Here is a 20519-nt window from a genome sequence, read left to right on the forward strand (position 1 = left end):
TGGCCAAGGTATTCACCTATCGATGCGCTGCAGCGTGGCCATAAGTGAATAGCTCATCGATAGGTGAAATGGCCTGGCCAATATCGCGGGGATAAGTGCCGAAAAAACATCGATAGGTCACAGGAAACCGTCGACAAGTGGCCGAAACCCTGCCACAAGTGCCAGAAGAACGCCGGGGATAAAAAAAAGGGGACCCCACGCACCCGTCAGAGCTCGCTGACCCTTGCTGCATTCCTGCCCTGGGGGAGTTCACGAGATGGACGCCACATGGGATCCGTGAAGACAGCCTACTACAGCTACGTACAAAAAGTCACACCACTGTCAGGCCGACAGTTTCTAATTTTCATTCTTAGCCTTCAACGCCAAGTTCTCACCCGACTCAGAATCAAAGACATTCAACTTGTCCGTGTTGATGGCCAACGTAATCTTCTGACCTCGACGCACATTCGACTCCGCATCGACTCGAGCCACCAACATGGCATGCGGGTTATCCGCCAGGCCAGCCTCCTCAGCTGCGGCATGCCCCTTCAAATCAATTTCCGGGAGTGGGAAGTGAATGAACTGCTCGGAGCCCATCGCCTCCAGGACGGACACCTCGACCTCGACTGTTGGTGCATCGCAACTGTCGCCGGTCAGGACGGCGTCTTCGAAGGCCTCTGGTCGCAAGCCGACGATAACCTTCCGGCCCGGAGCCAACTTTTCCGGGAGTGGCAGGTGGCCCAGGGCGGTGTCGGCGCTGTGACCGTCGTCAAGCACGGTGGCGGGCAGGAAGTTCATGGCAGGTGAGCCGATGAAACCGGCGACGAAGACGTTGACCGGTCGGTGGTAGAGCTCTTGCGGAGCGCCGATTTGCTGGATAACGCCCTTTTTCAGCACGACGACGCGGTCGCCCAACGTCATGGCCTCAGTTTGATCGTGGGTGACGTAGACAGTGGTGGTGCTGAGGCGCTCCTGCAGCTGGGCAATTTCGGTGCGCATCTGGACGCGGAGCTTGGCGTCCAGGTTTGAGAGCGGCTCGTCCATGAGGAAGACCTTCGGTCGGCGGACGATGGCGCGGCCCATCGCCACGCGCTGACGCTGACCACCCGAGAGATGCGCGGGCTTGCGGTCGAGGAACTCCGTCAGATCGAGAATTTCGGCGGCCTCGTTGACCTTCTTCTCGATCTCCTTCTTCGGCAGTTTTGCCAGCTTGAGCGGAAAAGCGATGTTCTCGCGGACGTTCATGTGCGGGTACAGCGCGTAGGACTGAAACACCATGGCGATATCACGGTCCTTCGGAGCGACATCGTTCATGCGCTCACCGTCGATGAGCAGGTCACCTTCGGAGATGTCCTCCAGCCCTGCAATCATGTTCAGCATCGTCGACTTACCGCAACCGGAGGGGCCGACGAGGATGATGAACTCGCCGTCGTCGATTTTGAGATTCGCGTCTTCCACACCGATGTGACCATCAGGAAAGCGCTTGTACACGTGCTTTAGTTCAATTTCAGCCATTTTTAGCCCTAACCTTCTTTAGCCCTTCACTGCGCCGGAGGTAAGACCAGCGACAATTCGACGTTGGAAAATAACCACAAAGATGACAATCGGAATGGTGATGACAATCGCGGCAGCAGCAATGGAACCGGTCGGCTCCTCAAATTGCGACGAGCCGGTGAAGTTCGCCATCGCCGCCGGCGCCGTACGTGCCGCCTCCGTCGAGGTCAACGACACCGCCAACAGGAAGTCATTCCACGCGAAGATGAACACCAGAATTGCAGCGGTGACAATTCCCGGAATCGCCAGCGGCGCCACCACCAGGCGGAATGCCTGGAAAGGGGTCGCGCCGTCCATTTGCGCCGCCTTCTCCAGCTCCCAGGGAATCTCCCGGAAGAAGGAGGACAGAATAAAGATTGCCATCGGGAGTGCGAAAGTGATGTACGGCAGAACCAGGCCCGGCCAGGTGTCGAACAGGCCGAGCTTGCGCTCGATGTCGAACAGCGGGCTGACCAGGGAGACCTGCGGAAACATGGCAATCAGCAGCGAGACTCCCAAAATCACCGACTTACCCGGAAACTCCAGGCGAGCAATAGCGTAGGCCGCCATCGTGCCGACAATTACCGCCAAAAGCGTTGTAATCAGCCCAATACCAATCGAGTTGATCAGCGCGCGGGTGAATTCACTGGTCTGGAAGATGCCGCGGTAGTTATCCAACGTCCAATTGCGCGGAATGAAGTGGCCATCGTGCAGATCGGTTGTCGGCTTGAACGACAAGCTGGCAATCCACAGCACCGGCACCAGCGCGTAAATGACCACCAAGGCGATGCCGATTGTCCATGCGACGCGTTGCTTCGGTGTCTTATCCGTGTTGTGCACAGCAATCGCCTCCTAATTATCCTTGCCCGTGGCCGCGCCTGGCGACGAGGCCCCGAAGCCCTTGACGAACACAATTGCAATCAGCGCCACGCACACAAAAATCAACACCGAAATTGCCGAACCAATACCCAGGTTGAACGCCTTAAACAGGTTGTTGTAACCCAGAATCGACACCGACCCAGTGCCGTTATTGCCCTTGGTCAAAATGTAGATGTTGTCGAACACTCGGAAAGCATCCAGCGTACGGAACAGCAGAGCCACCACAATCGACGGTTTCATCAGCGGCAAGGTGATCTTGAAAAAGCGCTGCCAGAAACCCGCACCATCCAACTCGGCTGCCTTGAGCGCGTCATCAGGCACCAGCGCCAGACCCGCAAGAAGCAGCAGCGCCATGAATGGAGTCGTCTTCCAAATTTCAGCACCGATAATGATAAATATCGACGGCCATTGCTCCGTCAGCGGCGCGGTGCCGTCGGGAAGCAAATTGGCGAGATACCCCGTCCCCGGCGTCCACGCGTAATTCCACGAGTACGCCGCCGCCACCGTGACGATGCCGTACGGAATCAGCACCACCGTGCGGATCAGGCCGCGGCCGAAAATCGCGCGGTACATCACCATCGCGATAGCCATGCCAAGCACCAACTCAACCGCTACCGAAACCAGCGTGATAAAGGCCGTCACACCCAGCGCTTCCCACCAATAACTGCTGGTCAGCACGGATGCGTAGTTTTGCAGACCGATAAACTCACGGTCATCGGGGAAACGCAGGTCATAGCGCTGCAGCGACAGCCAAATCGCGTACCCAATGGGGTACGCCGTCACCGCCAGCATCAAAATCAGCGCAGGAGCCACCAACAGCAGACCGAGGCGACGCTCGGCGCGGCGCCCGTCGGAAAGCGCAGACTTCGTTTTCGTAGATTTATCAGACATCTACGGCACCAGGCCTTCCGAGTTCACGGCCGCCTGAAGCTCCTCATCAAGCGCGCCAACCAGTGATTTCGCATCAACATCCTCCGGCGGACTAATGCGCGACGCCATCAAAATCGACAACGACTGGTACGCAGGGGACTTCGGGCGCGTCACCACACCGGCCGTGCGTGGCGACGGCAACAGCGCCCGCTCCTCCCGCGTCAACTCAGCCGAATCGGATTCCTCCAACGTATTCAACTGCTCGTAGATCTCCCGGTAGAACGGGTATTCCCCCTTGAATTCATCTGTGGCCTGCGTGTAGAGCTTCGTCAACGTCGGCGGCAGGCCACCCTTCAACGCGTTGTTGAGCTGGTTTTGTTCATTGCGCAGGCAGTCGATTGCCTCGAAAGCGAGCTCCGGGTGCTTCGACGTCGACGGCACCGCAAGGTTAAGGCCACCAATCGTGACCTGCGCCGGTGTGCCCTCATCCATCGCCGGGTAGGTGGTCCAGGCCATGTCCTCGAAGACCTCCTTAGCCACCTGATTTCCCGACTCCGCCTTCTCCTTCGCACCGGCATAAACAAATGGGTAATTCACCTGCGCAAATGCATCGCCGCGGTCGAATGCCAGACGGGCCTGGTTCTCATCCGACTGCGAAATCGACGGATCATGCCCCTTCGCCGTGGCCACGCGGTGCATGGTGTCCAGGGCGCGCTCCGCGGCATCGTTATCCGCGATGGTGACCGACTGCCCATCCGGCGCGACCAGCTGACCGCCCGCCGACGCCGTCATCGAATTGAGCCACACCACCGAGCCCTCATACTGCGCAGCCTGGACGCCAATCATCGACGCCTTGCCCTCATCGGCAAGCCGCTCCCCCGTCGCGATTAAGTCATCCCACGTCTTCGGCGGACTATCTACCAGCGACTTTCGGTACCACAGCAGCTGCGTATTCGTATTCAGCGGCGCCCCGTAGAGCTGATCCTGCCACGTCGCCGTATCCAACGGACCCGACAGCGTGCCCTCCGCAACCCGCTCAGCCATATCTTCCGGGAGTGGGAGCGCCCAGCCCGCCTCCGCGAACTCCGGAGTCCACGTCACATCAAGGCCCATAATGTCGAACGAGGAATCCCCGCCCACAATGCGACGAGCCAACTGAAGACGCTGATCATCAGTCTGCTTCGCCGAAATGTCATACTCCAGGCGATACTTTCCGCCCGACGCATCCGAGCACTTCTGCGCCGCCTGCGCATACTGATCCGAACCATCCGCCGGCCCCATAATCCGCAGTACTGGCGCCGCTTCCTGCTGAACCTCCGAACCACAACCCGCCACCAGCGTGGCAAGCGATGCAGCTGACACTGCCGCGATGGCAGCTCGAACCTTCGGGCCGGAGCCTAAAGAGCCGAAACGAACTCCTGTACGGTCTCGGCCGGCTCTTCGGATTCTCAGGCGCTTATTAAACATAATGACCACTCCGTGCTTCGACGTACAAAACTAACTGTACTCCCGGGAGTGGCATATTTGGCCAAAAATATAAGAAAACCCCCGGCGTATACCGGGGGTTTTCACTCTGCGGAGGATGTGGGATTTGAACCCACGAGGGATGTGACTCCCGCACGCGTTCCAGGCGTGTGACATAGGCCGCTAGTCGAATCCTCCAACGTCGTTAAAGACTACCCAACAAACCCCATTTTCCCAAAACGCGCCCACTACCAGGGAAAACAATGCTCTCGAGCGGCGCTCCGGCGCAATCGGTGCAACCAACAGCCGGAAGCAAAAAACGACAGCCGACCACCGACCGCTGACCGCCGTTTCGCTTCACGACTCCCGGAATTTTTCCGGGAGTTACTTAGCCAGCCGAGCAATCGCCGCCGAGGCCTCCTCCAGCTTGGCATCCAACTCCTCCGGGCCGCCCTCAGCCGCATGCACCACGCAGTGGTGAAGGTGAGCATCCAGAAGAGTCAACGCCAACGACTTCAACGCCGAATTCACCGCCGAAATCTGGGTCAAAACATCGATACAGTACTCTTCGTTCTCAATCATCCGACCAATGCCACGAACCTGCCCCTCAATGCGACGAATACGGGACTCATAACGCCGCTTCTCCGAGAGATAACCGGGATCAGTGGTGTCATGGCAGCAAGAACCGTCGTCAAGCGAATGCGATTGAGACGAACAACAAGACTCACTCATGAATTACTCCTTTTTGAATAGCTGGTTGACTCGGAGAAAAACCGCGCAGACGCAGACTGTTGCCGACCACAAAAACCGACGAAAACGCCATCGCAGCGCCAGCCAACATCGGATTCAACAACCCCAGCGCGGCGACAGGAATTGCCAAAACGTTATAGAAAAACGCCCAAAAAAGATTCGACCGAATCGTGCGGAGCGTCCGGCGCGACAACCGCAGCGCATCCGCAGCCGCCAACAAATCACCACGCACCAGCGTGATATCCGCGGCCTCCATCGCCACATCGGTGCCCGTGCCCATCGCCATGCCTAAATCCGCCTGCGCAAGAGCCGCAGCGTCATTAATGCCATCACCGACCATCGCCACACACGCGCCGCTGGCCTGCAACTTCTCAATCGTCGCGACCTTATCCTCCGGCATCACTCCCGAAATCACATCCTCGCGAGCAATACCAACCTCATCCGCGACCCGAAACGCAGGGGTGGCGGCGTCGCCGGTCAGCAGAATCGGCCGCACCCCCCACTCCCGGAATTTCGCGACCGCAGCCGCCGACGTCGGCTTCACCGAATCCGAAACCTCCAACGTGCCCAGCAGCTCGCCGTCGCGGCGCACCGCAACCACCGTCCCCCCACTCCCGGAACTTTCCCCGGAGCGGCCGACCTCGATGCGGTGACCATCCACGACGCCTTCAACCCCCACTCCCGGAATATCCCGGAAATTCGAAACCAGGAGTAGAGAATCCGGATCCGCCGCACGCACAATCGCCTGCGCAATCGGGTGGTGCGACGCCGCTTCCACCGAAGCGGCAAGCGGCACCAGATTTTCGGGAGTGGGAGGTACCTCCGTCAACTCCATCACGCCCGTAGTCACCGTGCCGGTCTTATCCAGCACAATCGTGTCGACCTTCCGCGCCGACTCCAGCACCTCCGGGCCACGCAGCAACACACCAGCCTTGGCACCTTCACTCGTGCCGACCAGGAGCGCTGTGGGCGTCGCTAAGCCAAGCGCACACGGGCACGCGATGATGAGCACGGCGACCGCAGCCGTGACCGCCTCACTCGCACCGTGCCCCGTGAGCAACCACGCACCCAGCGTGACCGCGGCGATCGCGATGACGGCGGGCACGAACCCTCCCGAAACCCGATCCGCCAGCCGCTGCACCGGTGCCTTGCCCGTCTGCGCCGCCTCGACCATCGCCGCCATCTGCGCCAACTGCGTCTCCGAGCCCACGCGCGTCGCCCGCACAAGCAGCCGCCCCGACGTGTTAATCGTCGCCCCCGTCACCTCATCGCCAGGGCCGACCTCGACAGGCATCGGCTCGCCGGTCAGCATCGACGCATCCACCGCCGACGCGCCCTCCACGACAACGCCGTCCGTCGCGATCTTCTCACCAGGCCTAACGACGAACACCACTCCCGGACGGAGCTGTTCCACGGGCAGCCGCTTCTCCACTCCCGAACTTTCGAGAACGGAGACATCCTTGGCTCCGAGCTTCATCAACTCCCGGAGCGCCTGACCGGCGTTGCGCTTGGAACGCTTCTCGAAATAACGCCCAATCAGTACAAACATGATGATGCCGGCCATCGCCTCGAGGTAGATGTTCATATCAGCATCGCCGGGAGTGACCGTGAAGTGGAACTCGTGCTTGAGCCCCGGCAGCCCGGCGCGCCCGAAGAACAAGGCCCACACACTCCAGAGGAACGAGGCGGTCGTACCCATGGTGATTAGCGTGTCCATGGTGACCTCGCCATGACGCAGATTCTTCAGTGTCGCGCGGTGGAACGGCCAGCCGGCCCACACAAAGACCGGCGCCGAGAGCGTGAGGCACAGCCACTGCCAATTAGTGAATTGGAGGGCAGGGATCATCGACATTGCGATGACGGGAGTGGTGAGGATGACAGCGCCGATGACACGGTTGCGCAGGTCTTCCAGCTCCCGGTCTTTCCCCTCGGGAGCATCACCCGATTCATGTTCGGGCTCTTCCTGCGGAAGTTCAGCGGTGTACCCCGCTGCCACGATTGTGTCGATCAGCTGCTGCGGGTTGATGTCCGCCGGAGCCTCCACATGCGCCTTTTCGGTCGCATAGTTCACGCTCGCGTTAACGCCATCAAGTTTGTTCAGCTTGCGTTGAATACGGTTTGCGCACGACGCACACGTCATCCCGCCGACGGGGATATCAAGGGTGAGAAGTTGCTGCTCAGACATCCGCTTTCCTCTTTTTTGGGGGTCTAGTTTGCGACCGCCTTGTAGCCAGCTTCATCCACTGCTGCGATTACGGCAGCGGTGTCAATGCCTGCATCCGAGGTCACGGAAAGGAAATTCCGGGAGCGGTCAACCTGGACATCGGTGATTCCCGGGAGTTCAGAGACTTCCTCCCGCACCGATGCCTCACAGTGTCCGCATGTCATGCCAGTAACAGTAAAAGTTTGATTAGCCATACCCCAACATATACCCCCTACGGGTATACCTGTAAAGCTATTCGCGCTGACGGTAGCCCGAGTAGGCCCGCCCCGCGAGAGCTGTCGGGAAGGCAAGGTTGAATTCGGGCGGCGCGTGCGGAGACGGCGGGTGACGGTAGACCGCACCGGAACCGTCGTCACGCTCGAGGTGCCCGTTGAGGCCTTGCCTGTCGTCATCGTTGGCGGCGTTGTGTTCTTTGCAGGTCATAACCATGTTTTCCATGGTCGTGGCACCCCCGTTTTTCCTGGCGACCAGGTGATGGGCCTGCCCGGCGTGGGCGGGGCGCGGGCACCCGGGCCACGCGCAGATGGGATTGTCGAGGATCATCGCGATGCGCTGTTCCTCCGTCGCCAGGCGCGGGTTGTGCATCGGGAGTAGGTCGGTCGGCGTGTTGTGCTCGTCGTAGACCAGCACCCAGCCGGTTTCCGCGAGCAGCGCCTCGACGAATTGTCCGGGAGTGAGGACGGAACCGTTGGAGGTCGCCGCAAACCGCGGGCTGTACTCCACGATGTCTTGCGCGGTTACGATGAGCGCGGGCTGGTAACGGAGCTTATCGACGTCGTCAAGCGGCCCCTCCGACCCGTGCGCCAGGCGTTCTGCCAGCGCTTGACCGACGCACCGATCTCGAGTGTAGTCCTCGTGCACCTTGGCGATTTCGGCTGCGCGCACGGTCAGCGGCGCGACCAGGTCGTCAATCATGTTCGCCGGACCGGTGACCTGCAGGTGCTTCATCCCACGGATGTCGGGATTCCGGGAGACGTGGGCGCGCAGGTGCTGCGGCGGCTCGTCGGTGCGGTTGAGCTCCTTGACCTTGGTACGCATGTAGGTGTCGAGGCCCTCGAAGTCGTAGGCCGCGGCGGCGCGGGTGAAGTCCAGGCGGTAGTACTCCCGGATTTCGACGTTGTTGAGCTGTCCGGAGCGCTTGTCGATCTGCATTACCGTGTCCAGCGACAGCTTCAGCTCCCGGGCGATCGCGACGGCTTTGTCGCGGGATTCGGCATCAACATCCTTCTCGACGGTGCCGAACAGCCGCTCGGCGCAACGCAGCAGGCGCTTGAGTCGGAAGGGGTCGAAGCCGATACTGGCTGCCAACTCCCGGTGCCCGGTGGATTTTTCCGGGAGTGCGGCACGCAGGTCGGCGAGCACGTCAATCCCCCGTGTCGCCAGCGCGCTGAGCAGTCCCAATGTCGTCATGGGGCTAAGGCTAGCGTCCGGGAGGGGACGGCTTCAATCGCTTTTTGGCGTTGTCCACAGCCGTCGTAAAGCATGCACAATCTGCACAAACGGACTTGACGACACGCTCCCGAAAGTGACCTACCGGAACGCAACCTCTCCCACCGGCCGACGCAACTTCCGGGAGTGGAGGGTGTCGGGAGCGGCGGCCATGTCCTCACACGCGCGCACGGCGGCCATGAGGTGCTCTTCCTTGGAGGATTGGTAGAACTCGCGGGCGGATTTCGGGAGTTTGGGTTTGTCGTGCAGCGGCATGTCGGAGACGCTGAGCAGCGCGCCGTAGGGCACGCGGAAGCGGTAGCCGTTGGCGGCGATGGTGGCGGATTCCATTTCGACGCCGATGGCGGTGGATTTCTGCAGCTCCCGGTAGAGGTCGGTCTGGGAGCGCCACTCCCAGTTGCGGTCGGAGGTCGACAGCACGGTGCCGGTGCGCAGGCGCTTTTTCAGTTCGTCGCCGGAAAGTCCGGAGACGCGGGCGAGCGCGTTGGTGACGGCGAGCTGAATCTCCGCAATCGGTGGGATGGGTTTTTCCAGGGGCACGTAGTTGTCGAGGACTCCGTCGGCGCGGTCGTAGCCGTTGGCGAGAATCATGTCGCCGATGCGCATGCGGCCGTCGAGGCCGGCGCAGTGTCCGACCATCATCCAGCAGTGTGGGCGCGTGACGGCGAGGCAGTCGGTGATGGTTTTGGCATTCGAGGGGCCGACGCCGATGTCGATGATGGTGATGCCGCATTTGTCGTCGCGAAGCAGGTGGTACGCCGGCATCTGCGAGGCGTGCGCGTGCTGACGGCAAATTCCGGGAGTGGGGATGGCGCCGACGTCGTACTGCTTTCCTCCCGGGCACGCCAGCGCCGTGTACCCGTGGGGATTTCCGGGAGTGAGGGTGGCGGCGTATTCGAGGAACACGTCGGTGTGCAGCTGGTAGTTGGTGAACAGCACGAAGCGCTGGATGTTTGCGGCGTGCGACCCGGTGTAGTGCTCGAGGCGCTGGAGGGCGAGGTCGATGCGCTGGGCGGTAAAGAGGCTCAAAGGTTTGATGGGAAGGCCCAGGTAGTCGGCTTCGCCGTCGGCGATGGTGTCGTCGATGCAGGCGGAGTCAATGGGGGTAAACGTTTTCTCCACTGCCGCCAACGCGCTTGCCGACGCCCCTTCCCTCCTCGCCGCTTCCTCGGCAGCCGCATCGAAACCGCGGCACATCCGCAGTGGGATGGGCTGGTCGGAGACTCGCACCTCGATTTCGCCACCATGGTTGGCGAGCAGGTCGGTGATTTGCTCGATGAGGTAGGTGCGGAACATCACCGGGCGGGTGATGGTGGTGGCGTACACTCCCGGGCGGTCGACGAAGCCGTGTGACAGGGAGGGGTCGACGCCCTCGACGGCACTGCCGGCTGGGACGGTGAAGCGTAGTTCGGGGTAGTAGGCGCGCACCGGCCCACTCCCGGAATTTCCGTTAGCGGCGGCGGTGTACTGCTCGACTAGGTAGGCCATCCCTGCCCGGTGGATTTCGGTGAGCCGGTCGACGGCTGCGGCGGCGTCGGTGTAGAAGTCGCCTTCGCCTTCGGTGGGCCAGAACGGGGGTGTTGCGGAGTCTCGTACCTGCATAGCCCAAGGTTAGGCGGAGAGTTTCCCGCTCGCATCCGCGCCGCGCTCATCACCACGCTCACCCACGCAATGCCGCGCTCACTACATCAGACGCGCCACGCTCACGAAACCAGCTCAGTGCCGGCTCCAGACTCCTTCACGGCTTCGGCGAACCTCAAAGACCTGGTGCACGTGGTAGCCACCGACGGTGGGGATGGTGAGGAAGTGTCGACCGTCGTCAAGCTCGTGCCAGAGGATGCGGCCGTAGCGTACGCCGTCGCGGACGTGGGCGCTGAGGTAGTCGGCGCGTTGTTGGCCGCGGAGGGTGGCGTAGAAGGCGGGGTCGACGGGAAGTTGGACGAGATTCCGGGAGTGGGGGTCGATGTCGGCTTCTTGCAGCCGGATGGCGACGGGTCGGCCGTCGACGAGGAGGTCAGCGGTGTGACGGCTGAGGTGGATGATGTGGACGTCGCTTATTGTGGTGTGCACTGTGGCGCTCCTATTCGCTCTTCCCCGCAGGCGGTCTGCGGGGCTGATCTTCCTTTGGGGCACCGGGTCCGCGAATCGGGCGGTTGCCTATCGACGCTGTCAAAGGCCATTTCTCGTCGATATCTTGTGATCGTGTCGCCCACCCTAACACCAACTAGACAGCTTTGTCTACCATCTCCCGCGCGCTTTACGACGAAGCCCCACCCCGCCACTCCCGGAAGCTGCCGCCTTCCACCTCGTCCACCGACTACCCCTTCCCCATCAGCACCAGGACCACCAGCGCCACGTTGAGCGCGACAATGAGCCCACAGATAACCCACGCGACTCGGCGCAGTAGTGGGGTGTTGGCCCAGATGCCCATCTCGGCACGCGAGGAGGTCATATACACCAGCGGGACCAGCGCAAACGGGATACCAATCGACAGCACCACCTGGCTGAGCACCAGCGCCCACGTCGGCTCCACGCCGCTGGCGATAATGAGCAGCGCCGGAATGATGGTGACTATGCGGCGCACCAGCATCGGCACGTGCACCTTCAGCAGGTCACGCATAATCAGGTCGCCGGCGTAGCAGCCGACAGAGGACGACGCCAGCCCGGAGGCCAACAATCCAACCGCAAAAAGCACACCCACTACAGGGCCGAGCGCGCTGGTCACGGCAGCGTGGGCGCCTTCGATGGAGTCAGTCCCCTCCACTCCCGGAAGCGCTTCGGCTGCGAGACACAGCATGCCAATATTCACCGACCCAGCCAGCACGAGGGCACCGAAGACATCGATGCGCGTGGCACGCAGGTGTTGGCGCAGCGAAGCATCATCTTCCACCTTGTACTCGCGGTCGCGCACCAGCCCGGAGTGCAGGTAGACCGCATGCGGCATCACGGTCGCGCCCAGCATGGACGCCGCCAGCACCACGGTGTGCGCGCCTTGGAAGCGCGGCAGAATTCCGTTGGCCATCTCCCCGAGGCTCAATCCCGTGACAAACAGTCCGGCCAGGAATCCCACCGTGATGACCAGCAGGAATGCCACAATCACACCTTCAAAAGTGCGTTGCGAACGCCCACCCTGCAGCAGCAACAGCCCCAGCGAGACCACGCCGACAATGACGCCACCGAGCAGCATCGGTGTCCCGAAAAGCAGATACAGCGCCGTGGCACCACCAATAATTTCCGCCACATCCGTCGCTGCTGCCACGATCTCGGCCTGCACCCAGTACGCCAGTCGCCCCGGCCGGTTCGAACCGAAGCGGTCGGCAACACCTTCGGTCAGCGACCGCCCCGTCACCAGGCCGTACTTTGCCGACAGGTACTGCACAACCATCGCCATGAGGTTGGACACCACCAGCACCCACAGCAGCAGATACCCGTAGCTAGCCCCCGCGGACAGGTTCGCAGCCACATTTCCGGGGTCCACGTAGGCAATCGCCGCCACAAACGCAGGCCCCAGCAGACTCATCATGGGCTTGCTTGACGACGTCACTTGCGCCCCCTGTGCCCCAAAATTTTTCACCAGGCCATTATTTCACGGCTCCGACACTAAATCTTCAATCAGCCCAAAATTTGGGCAGCCATGGTGCCACCTAGATTTACCAGGCGGTCGGAGATGTCGTCGTCAAGCGAACCGACGAACACGACCGGCTCGGCCGCAAGCTCCCACTTGTAGCCGGTCGTGATGGTTTTCATGGCATTTTCCGCGCCGGTGGTGTCGAAGCCGCCGCGGATCCAGTAGGAAAATGGCAGCCCCTTGGTGACTTCCTGAGCCTCCCGGAAGGTGGTGTCGAAGAAGTGCTTGAGCGCGCCGGAGATGTAGCCGAAGTTGGCGGAGGTGCCGAGCAGGATGGCGTCGGCGCTGGTCAGGTCGTCGATGGTGGCGTCGAGAGCCTCGACGACCTTGACATCCACGCCCTCTAGCGCGGGGTCGTTGGCCCCCTCGAGCGCATGGCTTAACACTTCCTGTAGAAGCGGGGTCGGGGAATGGTGGACGACAAGAAGAGTAGGCATGCCCCGAGGGTAACGAAGCGGCCCCTAGAAAATCACCTGTTCGCGCGGAATTTCCAGACCCGCACGCAGGGCCTCCGGGAGGTCGGCAATGGAGTCGAGCTCTAGACTCCCGCCACCATCACTACCATCGCCACCATCACTACCGTTACCGCCACCGAGCGAATCCAGAATCCACTGCTGCGCTGCACCCACGGGCACCTCGCCGAGAGTCACGTCACCATCACGCTTGGACAGTCGCCGTCCTTCAGAGTTCACCACCAATGGAACGTGCACGAACGAAGGTGCGGCATACCCCAAAAGACCAGCCAAGTACGTCTGGCGCGGTGCGGAGGACATCAGATCATCGCCACGCACAACCTCGGTCACACCCTGCTCGGCATCATCGACGACGACCGCGAGGTTGTAGGCCCACATGCCATCGGCACGCTGAAGGACAAAGTCATCGATCGGGGCGGTGATCTCGCCGTGCAGCTCATCGACCGCAGTCCCCTTACGCACCTGCGATTTCAGGCGTATCGACGGCCTTCTCCCCGCCGCCGCAAATTCGGCCTTCTTCGCGGCGAGGTGCTCGTCGTCAAGCGAACGACACGTACCGGGATACTGCCCCGGCACGCCATGGGGCGCGGAGGAGGCGGCGAGGATTTCGCGGCGCGTGCAGAAGCACGGGTAGGTCAGGCCGCGTTGCGTGAGGTCGGCGAGCGCGGATTCATACAGGTCAGAGCGTTCGGACTGGCGGACCGGCGTGCCATCCCAGTCGATGCCGATGGCCTCGAGATCGGCGAGCTGCTGCGCCTCATACTCGGGGCGGGAGCGCTGGCGGTCGATGTCCTCGATACGCACGATGAAGCGACCGCCCTGCGCGCGGGCGTGCGCCCAGGCCAACACTGCGGTGCGCAGGTTTCCCAGGTGCAGCCGACCGGTCGGCGAAGGGGCGTAGCGGCCGGTGATTGAATTAGTCGACATGGTTACAACGGTAGTTAATGTTGCGCGCGCTCTACGTTGCTGCCGTAGTTTCCGTAGCTGTCGTGGCTTTCGCAGCTTGCCGACTACCCGCGACTGCAACCGCAACGGATAGCGCTGCGAATGCGATACACACAATTCCAACCACTGCACTACTTCCGCCACTCAGACCCGCCGCGAGCGGGCCAACTGCCGTTCCCACGTAGCCCACGATGTAGTAGCTGGAAACGGTCGCAGCAAGGTTCTTTCCACGTGCCGCTTCCGAAACCCGCAGCAGCGAATACTTGAAAGAGACCCCTTGGCCAACACCACAGATAACGGTTGCGATAATCAGCAAAACAGCATTTGAGCTAAGCAAACTCACTGTTGCACCACCCAACCCGAGCGCGAGAATCACCAAGCCCACCGGATACGAGACCCGCTGCGCCCTCCGCCCGAGCATCACCTGAGTCACTGCTGATACTCCAAGCATCAAAGCTGTAATCGACGCAATCTTTAGCTGCGTATCGAAGCCCATATCCTTCGCAGCCAGCGGGACTACGGACTGGAAGAGACCGTTGACTCCATACGCACAACCAATCGCTAACGCTCCCGGAATGAAAACTCGAATCACATCCCGAGCCACACCAAACTGCGGCCGCCAGCTCACCGAATTTCTCTCGCAGCTACGCTCCCGCACGCGGGCGACACCAACCATCGACACCACGGTCAACGCTGCGTAAATCCAGTACGGCATCTGCAGTGGCGACGATGAAAACTGTGCCACCACAGCCGAGGCCAACGGCCCCAAAGCCAATGCCCCGGAGACAGCAACCGTGCTTGTGAGGGCACCAATCTGCGTGAACAATTTTTCCTGCAATAAGGCAGTAAAAGAGCCGGTTGCTAACCCTACGGAAAAGCCCGACACAATTCGCGCGAGATATAAGACGGCCTCATGTGAATCGACCAGCGCCGCTGCCAAGAACATCAGCGTTGAGACCAGGGACAGCGCCATGCTGGTAAGCGCGATGGGTTTTCGCCCGAGTGAATCCGACAAATGGCCATAGGTCAGCGTAACGATGACCCCTACTGCGTAGCAGGCAAAAACCACCACTGTTTTATCGGTGCTCAGCCCCCAGTCGCGCTGATAGACGGCATATAGTCCGGAAGGCATCGTGCTGCCAATCACTACGATGACCAGCCCCAGCGCGAGCGCTGCTCCATCTCGGACGTCGGCGGTTTTTGTAGCGCCCGCAGCCTTCATAGCGTTCGCTCGAGTATCAGCAGCATCTGCCGTACTCGCAGCCTTCGCGTCAGCGCCACCTGCCGTACATGCCGTACCTGTCATCTCCATCCCTCCGTCCAGTTCATACTTTCGGGTTATAGAAAGTATGTTTTCACAAAATGGTTTGGATGACTAGACTTTCGACAGAACTAACCCCGCAGCACCTTACGTCGACACGCCCAAACAAACCCTAAAAAGCCAGTTCAGCCCACCATTTCGCGCGCCGCCACTTGCTTCAAACACCGCAAAGTGATTCGCTAACACCATGAAACAGCCCACGTACTTCGAGCAGGCAGCCGCAATCGCTGCGGAATGCTCGTCTCCCGTGCGCCTGGCAATCCTGGAGTACCTTCTCAAAAATGGTCCCACTCGCGTGCGCAGCCTCGCCGAGTCCACCAACATCGCAGAATCGACGCTGTCCAACAATCTTCGACGCCTCCGCGAAGCCGAAATCGTCGATGTCGAGCGACAGGGGAAGAGCGCGACCTACTCCATCGCTAACCCCTCAATACGCCAGGTAATTGCCAATCTTTTCCAGGCTGCCGGCGCCGACACTGCCGCACCCATCCCAGAGCACCAACCAGCAGTTACCTTCGCCCGGTCTTGCTACGACCACCTAGCAGGATCTCTCGGAGTACAACTCACTCGGGCTCTGTTCGCCAAAGAAGCACTCATCACCGACGCCGGGGACGTCACCTTTGGCCCCAACGCCGAGAAATGCTTCGCCTACCTCGGCACTGGCCTATCCAGCCTCGACGCAAGCAGGAAGACAGCGTTCCTCTGCAAGGACTGGACACACGCCGATTCTCACCTGGCCGGATCGCTCGGCGCAGCGCTCCTGCGTGGCCTCATTTCAAAGGGTTGGTTGAAGCCGATACCCGACTCCCGCGGACTCGAACTCACGGCAGAAGGCAAAGTCGGCCTCGAAGACTTCATCGGCACTCGCTTGGAGCCCTAGCCGGCAGGTAACATTCCCTCCCGTGACAAATAACGAAAACCTGCCCAAGTCTGGGCCGGGCAACGCCGAGGCTGCCGCTGTGAGCACCTCGCACGCGCCCGAGAACGCAACTAAGTCCGAATCCACAGCAACCACGCCACGCCACATCCCGGTACCGAAATCGCTGTACCCGATGTTCACGGCCATTTTCATTGGCGTGCTGATTGTCTCCAACATCACCGCCACCAAGGGCGTGGAAATCTTCGGCCTGGCCACCGACGGTGCCTTCTTCCTCTTCCCCTTGAGCTACGTCATCGGCGACGTGCTTTCCGAGTGCTACGGCTACAAAGCCACCCGCCGCACCGTGTGGACCGGTTTCGCCATCCTCGCCGGCGCAATGCTCTGCTTCTTTGCCGCCATCAAGCTCCCGGCGGCACCGTGGTACGAAAACCAGGAAGCATTCGCCACCGTCCTTGGCACCGTCCCGCAGCTAGTTCTCGCAGGTCTGGCCGGTTATGTCGTCGGTCAGCTACTCAACGCCTGGTCGCTCAACGCCATTAAGAAGCGCACTGGCGAAAAGGCTCTCTGGGCGCGCCTGATGGGCTCGACTGTGGTTGGTGAGTTCGTCGATACGCTCATCTTCTGCTCCATCGCCGCCACCGCAATCGGCATCGACACCTGGGGCACCTTCGTCAACTACGTCATCGTCGGCTTCATCTGGAAGACCGCCGTCGAAATCGTAGTCATGCCAATCACCTACGCCGTCATCGCGTGGGTCAAGCGCAGCGAAGGCTACTACGACACGCACGTTCCCGCTTAACGACGAAAAAAAGTGCCGCGACCTCGCCTGAGATGCGAGTAGTCGCGGCACTTTTTGTTTTTCTACTTCACGTCCCGCTTGGCATTGGCCCAATGAGCAACGCCAACAGCCACAACGATCCAGGCCACCAGCACCACGATGTTGAACCACATCGGCTGCGTCATGCCAGCTTCAAACCCGAGGCGTGGATTCTCCGGATTTGTCATCACACCGCCCAGCTGCGTTGACAACTGCTGAATGCGCGCCCCCGGCGTGACCAACCACAGTGGCCGGAAAATCGCATACGCCAGCGCCGCGAACTCCAGCATGCTTTCCACCACCAGAATCCACACCAGCGGAATAGCGACAGCGGCCACGCGCGAGCGCGTCAACACTCCCAGCGACATCGCAATCAGCCCAAACACGACGAAGCCAAGCACTCCGGCGAGAATGTCCGGGGCAGCGTCACCGCCCTTGAACTCCACGCGCGGGGACACCGTCACCGATAACCAAGCAAGCGCCACACCGATGACCCAACAGACAGCAATCAACACAAGCGTCAGCGTCATCCGCGCGGACAGCCACAGGCTCCTTCGGTCCTGCGTCAAGAACGCATGGGCATTCATCTGATCGTTGTATTCACCCGCCAAGGTGGAACCGCCAAAGGCAATCACGATCATGTTGAAGATCACCGTCCCCAACAGCAGCAATTCCCAATCAGCGGTCGCACCAACGTCCGCCGCCATACTGAAAGCCACCATCGGCCCAGCTATCGAGCCCACCAACAACACCACATACACCCACGTACCGCGCAGGCTGGTTAGCTTCGTCCATTCCGACCGCAAAGCGTTTCCAAAACTCATCTCAGTCACTCCCCTACTGCCCAATCGCCTGCGCGCGGTACTCCTGCGATTCCTGGGTCGCAGCCAGGAACTTCTCCTCCAGGTTGTCGCGCTTCGTGTGCAACCGCGTCACGAGCAGCCCCTCACGCAGAGCAGCGGCCGCAATGTCGCGGCGGAGTTGCTGCTCGCTGATGCCGTCGTAAAGCGGAATGCGCAATTGCTTATCGACGTCAACCCCACGCGCCACCGGCCCCAACGCCTGCAGCAGCCGAGCGGGATCATCGACCTCAACTTCAATGACCGTGCCGTCGGAGAGGAATTCGTCCATGCTGTACTCGCCGATCATGCGGCCGCGACCGATGACGACGATGCGGTCGGCCGTGAGCTGCATCTCGGAAAGGAGGTGCGATGACACGAGGACCGCACAGCCCTGTGCGGCCAGGGCCTTGATGGTGTGGCGCATCCACGAGACGCCTTCCGGGTCGAGGCCGTTGACCGGCTCATCCAGGATCAGATGCTGCGGCTTGCCGAGCAGAGCCGCCGCCACTCCCAGACGCTGCTTCATACCCAGCGAATAGCCGCCGACCTTGTCCTTCGCGGCCTCGGTCATGCCGACCTGCTCGAGGCACTCCTCCACGCGGGTGTCGGGGATACCGGCGCCGCGGGCGAGGGCCCGCAGATGAGCACGGCCCGAACGAGCCTTGTTGTGCCACGTCGCATCCAGGATTGCGCCCGCGACGCTGGGCTTATTCTTCAGCGTGGAAAAGGGCTGGTTGCTGTAGGTGTTGCCCTGTGAATCCGTCCCGGTGAACAAGGCCTGGCCCGTGGTCGGGGCGTCGAGGCCCAGCATGCAGCGCATGGTGGTGGACTTGCCGGAGCCGTTTGGGCCGAGAAAACCTGTCACTACACCGTCGGGAACGGTGAAGGACAGGTCATCGACGGCTAATTTCGAGCCGTACTTCTTGCTGAGTCGTTCAACCGTGATCATGCCCTCCATGATGCCGGTTGTGATGAGCTCTCGCAGTAGTGCTAGGTCTAGTTTTCTGCTCCCCGCCCCGCCCCCATCTCCAGTCCCCGCCCCCATCTCCACTTCACGACACGAGTGTCACCTCATGCCACCTCCACAGCTGGCACGAGGTGACGTAGGTGTCGTGAAGTGCGCAAGGGAGGGAGCCCCACCGAGCCAAGCCCCTAATTCCCCACCGCGCGGCCGCCATTGGCGTAGTAGCGGCCCATGAACTCATCGCGATACTCGAAGAACCGGTCCTCCAGGATCGCAGCGCGAATGTTCTCCACCAGCTGCACCATGAAATACAGGTTGTGAATCGTGCACAGCGTGCCGGCCAGGTACTCCTTGGCCTTCAACAGATGATGCAGGTAGGCCCGGGAGTAATTCAGCGAAGTGTAGGAGGGCACCTCCGCATCTACGGGGCGGAAGTCGTTCTTGAAGCGGGCATTGGTCAAGGTCATCCGGCCATCGAGCGTGTACACACCACCTCGGCGGGCAAGCCTGGTCGGAGCCACACAGTCAAAGGTGTCGGCACCGGCCTCGACAGCGGCGAAAATATCGTCCGGTTCGGAGATTCCCAGTAGGTGGCGGGCGCGGTCGTCGGGGAGCTCGTCGTTGACCCAACCGCAGATCAGGCCCAGATTCTGCTTCTCAATCGCCCCACCAATGCCATAGCCGTGGAAGCCGAGCTGGCCGGCGTCCTCGAACTCGCGGGAGAGCTCGACTAGCCCGCGGGCGGCCTTGCGGCGCAGGTCTTCGTACTGCGCACCCTGGACGACACCGAATAACTGCTGGATGGGCAACTGGCCGTCGTCAAGCGAATGGACGTGCCCGTCGACCTGACCGCGTGAAACTGTCAGCTCGTTGTGAGCCTCCAGGCAACGGCGTGCCCAGCGGTGCGTGCGCTCGACGGATGCCTCCTGGTAGCCGCGGGTGTTCATGAGCGTGGTGAGCTCGTCAAATGCCATCATGATGTCAGCGCCCAGCGCATGCTGAATGCGCATGGACACCTCCGGCGTGAAGCGGTGCTCGGAGCCATCGATGTGCGAGCGGAAAGTCACGCCGTCCTCATCGACGAACGCGTTGCGCTCTTTGCCCTCGGCGACGATGTCGTCTTTCTGCATGCCGGTGACGTCCATCGCGAGGGTCTTTTTAAAGCCCGCGCCGAGGCTGAGCACCTGGAATCCGCCGGAGTCGGTGAACGTCGGACCGTTCCAGTTGGAGAACTTAGCCAATCCGCCGGCCTGGTCGACGATTTCCTCGCCGGGCTGCAAGTACAGGTGGTACGCATTCGACAGCATCGCCTGCGCGCCGGTGGATCGCACCTGCTCGGGCGTGAGTGTCTTCACGGTCGCCTTCGTGCCGACCGGGATGAACGCCGGCGTAGCAATATCGCCATGCGGGGTGTGGATGGTGCCAGCACGTCCGCGCGCGCCTTCGATTTGCTTTACGACGTCAAAGCCCGTCGTCCTCGACTGCGACATGAAGCTCCTTG

19 protein-coding genes, 1 tRNA gene, 1 other RNA gene and 1 riboswitch are annotated in these 20519 nt (G+C 61.2%); of the genes, 2 read left to right on the top strand and 19 right to left on the bottom strand.

Translation table 11 applies throughout. The annotated features are described in order from the left end of the window. Positions 1 to 184 precede the first annotated feature (184 nt). From ffs to HMPREF2708_RS10865, 16 genes are all read right to left on the bottom strand, one after another. An RNA gene (gene ffs, locus HMPREF2708_RS04105) (signal recognition particle sRNA small type) lies at positions 185 to 279 on the bottom strand. 57 nt (positions 280 to 336) lie between these two features. Then, positions 337 to 1494 (bottom strand): ABC transporter ATP-binding protein, encoded by a 1158-nt coding sequence (locus HMPREF2708_RS04110; protein WP_070832673.1) that lies wholly within the window; start codon positions 1492 to 1494, stop codon positions 337 to 339. Between the two features lie 18 nt (positions 1495 to 1512). Then, on the bottom strand, positions 1513 to 2352 hold the full coding sequence (locus HMPREF2708_RS04115; RefSeq protein ID WP_168168098.1) for a carbohydrate ABC transporter permease: 840 nt from the start codon (positions 2350 to 2352) through the stop codon (positions 1513 to 1515). A 12-nt stretch (positions 2353 to 2364) separates the two neighbouring features. After that, positions 2365 to 3282 carry a carbohydrate ABC transporter permease gene (locus HMPREF2708_RS04120; protein WP_070559682.1) on the bottom strand — a complete coding sequence of 306 codons (918 nt, stop codon included), beginning with the start codon at positions 3280 to 3282 and terminating at the stop codon, positions 2365 to 2367. Then, the gene (locus HMPREF2708_RS04125) at positions 3283 to 4632 is read right to left on the bottom strand and encodes an extracellular solute-binding protein (protein ID WP_070833110.1); all 1350 of its coding nucleotides are present in this window, start codon (positions 4630 to 4632) and stop codon (positions 3283 to 3285) included. It lies immediately after the preceding gene. Between the two features lie 205 nt (positions 4633 to 4837). Continuing rightward, a tRNA-Ser gene (locus HMPREF2708_RS04130) sits at positions 4838 to 4923 on the bottom strand. A gap of 186 nt (positions 4924 to 5109) precedes the next feature. Continuing rightward, positions 5110 to 5457, bottom strand: coding sequence for a metal-sensitive transcriptional regulator (locus HMPREF2708_RS04135; RefSeq protein ID WP_070832679.1), 348 nt, complete (start codon positions 5455 to 5457; stop codon positions 5110 to 5112). Next, positions 5450 to 7660, bottom strand: coding sequence for a heavy metal translocating P-type ATPase (locus HMPREF2708_RS04140; RefSeq protein ID WP_070832681.1), 2211 nt, complete (start codon positions 7658 to 7660; stop codon positions 5450 to 5452). Before HMPREF2708_RS04140 ends, HMPREF2708_RS04135 begins: the two co-directional genes overlap by 8 nt. Positions 7661 to 7683: 23 nt before the next feature. After that, on the bottom strand, positions 7684 to 7893 hold the full coding sequence (locus HMPREF2708_RS04145; RefSeq protein WP_070832683.1) for a heavy-metal-associated domain-containing protein: 210 nt from the start codon (positions 7891 to 7893) through the stop codon (positions 7684 to 7686). Between the two features lie 37 nt (positions 7894 to 7930). Then, on the bottom strand, positions 7931 to 9109 hold the full coding sequence (locus HMPREF2708_RS04150) for an HNH endonuclease signature motif containing protein (RefSeq protein ID WP_070832685.1): 1179 nt from the start codon (positions 9107 to 9109) through the stop codon (positions 7931 to 7933). A gap of 120 nt (positions 9110 to 9229) precedes the next feature. After that, positions 9230 to 10750: an AMP nucleosidase gene (locus HMPREF2708_RS04155; RefSeq protein ID WP_070832687.1), complete on the bottom strand. Its 1521-nt coding sequence runs from the start codon at positions 10748 to 10750 to the stop codon at positions 9230 to 9232. Between the two features lie 114 nt (positions 10751 to 10864). Next, a complete protein-coding gene (locus HMPREF2708_RS04160; protein WP_038627330.1) occupies positions 10865 to 11218 on the bottom strand; it encodes a hypothetical protein in 354 nt (117 codons plus the stop codon). 11 nt (positions 11219 to 11229) lie between these two features. Continuing rightward, a riboswitch (SAM riboswitch) is annotated at positions 11230 to 11350 on the bottom strand. 115 nt (positions 11351 to 11465) lie between these two features. Then, positions 11466 to 12692, bottom strand: coding sequence for an Nramp family divalent metal transporter (locus tag HMPREF2708_RS04165; protein WP_083321868.1), 1227 nt, complete (start codon positions 12690 to 12692; stop codon positions 11466 to 11468). A gap of 68 nt (positions 12693 to 12760) precedes the next feature. After that, positions 12761 to 13213: a flavodoxin family protein gene (locus tag HMPREF2708_RS04170; protein ID WP_016421860.1), complete on the bottom strand. Its 453-nt coding sequence runs from the start codon at positions 13211 to 13213 to the stop codon at positions 12761 to 12763. A gap of 24 nt (positions 13214 to 13237) precedes the next feature. Next, positions 13238 to 14176: a tRNA glutamyl-Q(34) synthetase GluQRS gene (gene gluQRS / locus HMPREF2708_RS04175; RefSeq protein WP_070832691.1), complete on the bottom strand. Its 939-nt coding sequence runs from the start codon at positions 14174 to 14176 to the stop codon at positions 13238 to 13240. A 31-nt stretch (positions 14177 to 14207) separates the two neighbouring features. Further along, positions 14208 to 15500, bottom strand: a complete 1293-nt coding sequence (locus HMPREF2708_RS10865) for an MFS transporter (protein WP_168168099.1) — start codon at positions 15498 to 15500, stop codon at positions 14208 to 14210. Between the two features lie 202 nt (positions 15501 to 15702). Between HMPREF2708_RS10865 and HMPREF2708_RS04185 the strand changes: the two genes are divergently transcribed. Continuing rightward, positions 15703 to 16395 carry an ArsR/SmtB family transcription factor gene (locus HMPREF2708_RS04185; protein WP_070832693.1) on the top strand — a complete coding sequence of 231 codons (693 nt, stop codon included), beginning with the start codon at positions 15703 to 15705 and terminating at the stop codon, positions 16393 to 16395. A gap of 22 nt (positions 16396 to 16417) precedes the next feature. Next, on the top strand, positions 16418 to 17194 hold the full coding sequence (locus HMPREF2708_RS04190; protein WP_070832695.1) for a queuosine precursor transporter: 777 nt from the start codon (positions 16418 to 16420) through the stop codon (positions 17192 to 17194). A gap of 62 nt (positions 17195 to 17256) precedes the next feature. Here HMPREF2708_RS04190 and HMPREF2708_RS04195 read toward each other — a convergent pair whose 3' ends face one another. The 3 genes from HMPREF2708_RS04195 to tgt all read right to left on the bottom strand — a co-directional run bounded on the left by HMPREF2708_RS04195 (position 17257) and on the right by tgt (position 20508). After that, positions 17257 to 18036 (bottom strand): ABC transporter permease, encoded by a 780-nt coding sequence (locus tag HMPREF2708_RS04195; protein WP_070833116.1) that lies wholly within the window; start codon positions 18034 to 18036, stop codon positions 17257 to 17259. A gap of 13 nt (positions 18037 to 18049) precedes the next feature. Then, positions 18050 to 19012 carry an ABC transporter ATP-binding protein gene (locus HMPREF2708_RS04200; protein WP_187404386.1) on the bottom strand — a complete coding sequence of 321 codons (963 nt, stop codon included), beginning with the start codon at positions 19010 to 19012 and terminating at the stop codon, positions 18050 to 18052. A 194-nt stretch (positions 19013 to 19206) separates the two neighbouring features. After that, complete coding sequence (gene tgt, locus HMPREF2708_RS04205; protein WP_070832701.1) at positions 19207 to 20508, bottom strand: tRNA guanosine(34) transglycosylase Tgt; 1302 nt, start codon at positions 20506 to 20508, stop codon at positions 19207 to 19209. Between the last annotated feature and the right edge of the window lie 11 nt (positions 20509 to 20519).

The sequence above is a fragment of the Corynebacterium sp. HMSC073H12 genome (genome assembly GCF_001837775.1).
Lineage (GTDB): Bacteria > Actinomycetota > Actinomycetes > Mycobacteriales > Mycobacteriaceae > Corynebacterium > Corynebacterium amycolatum.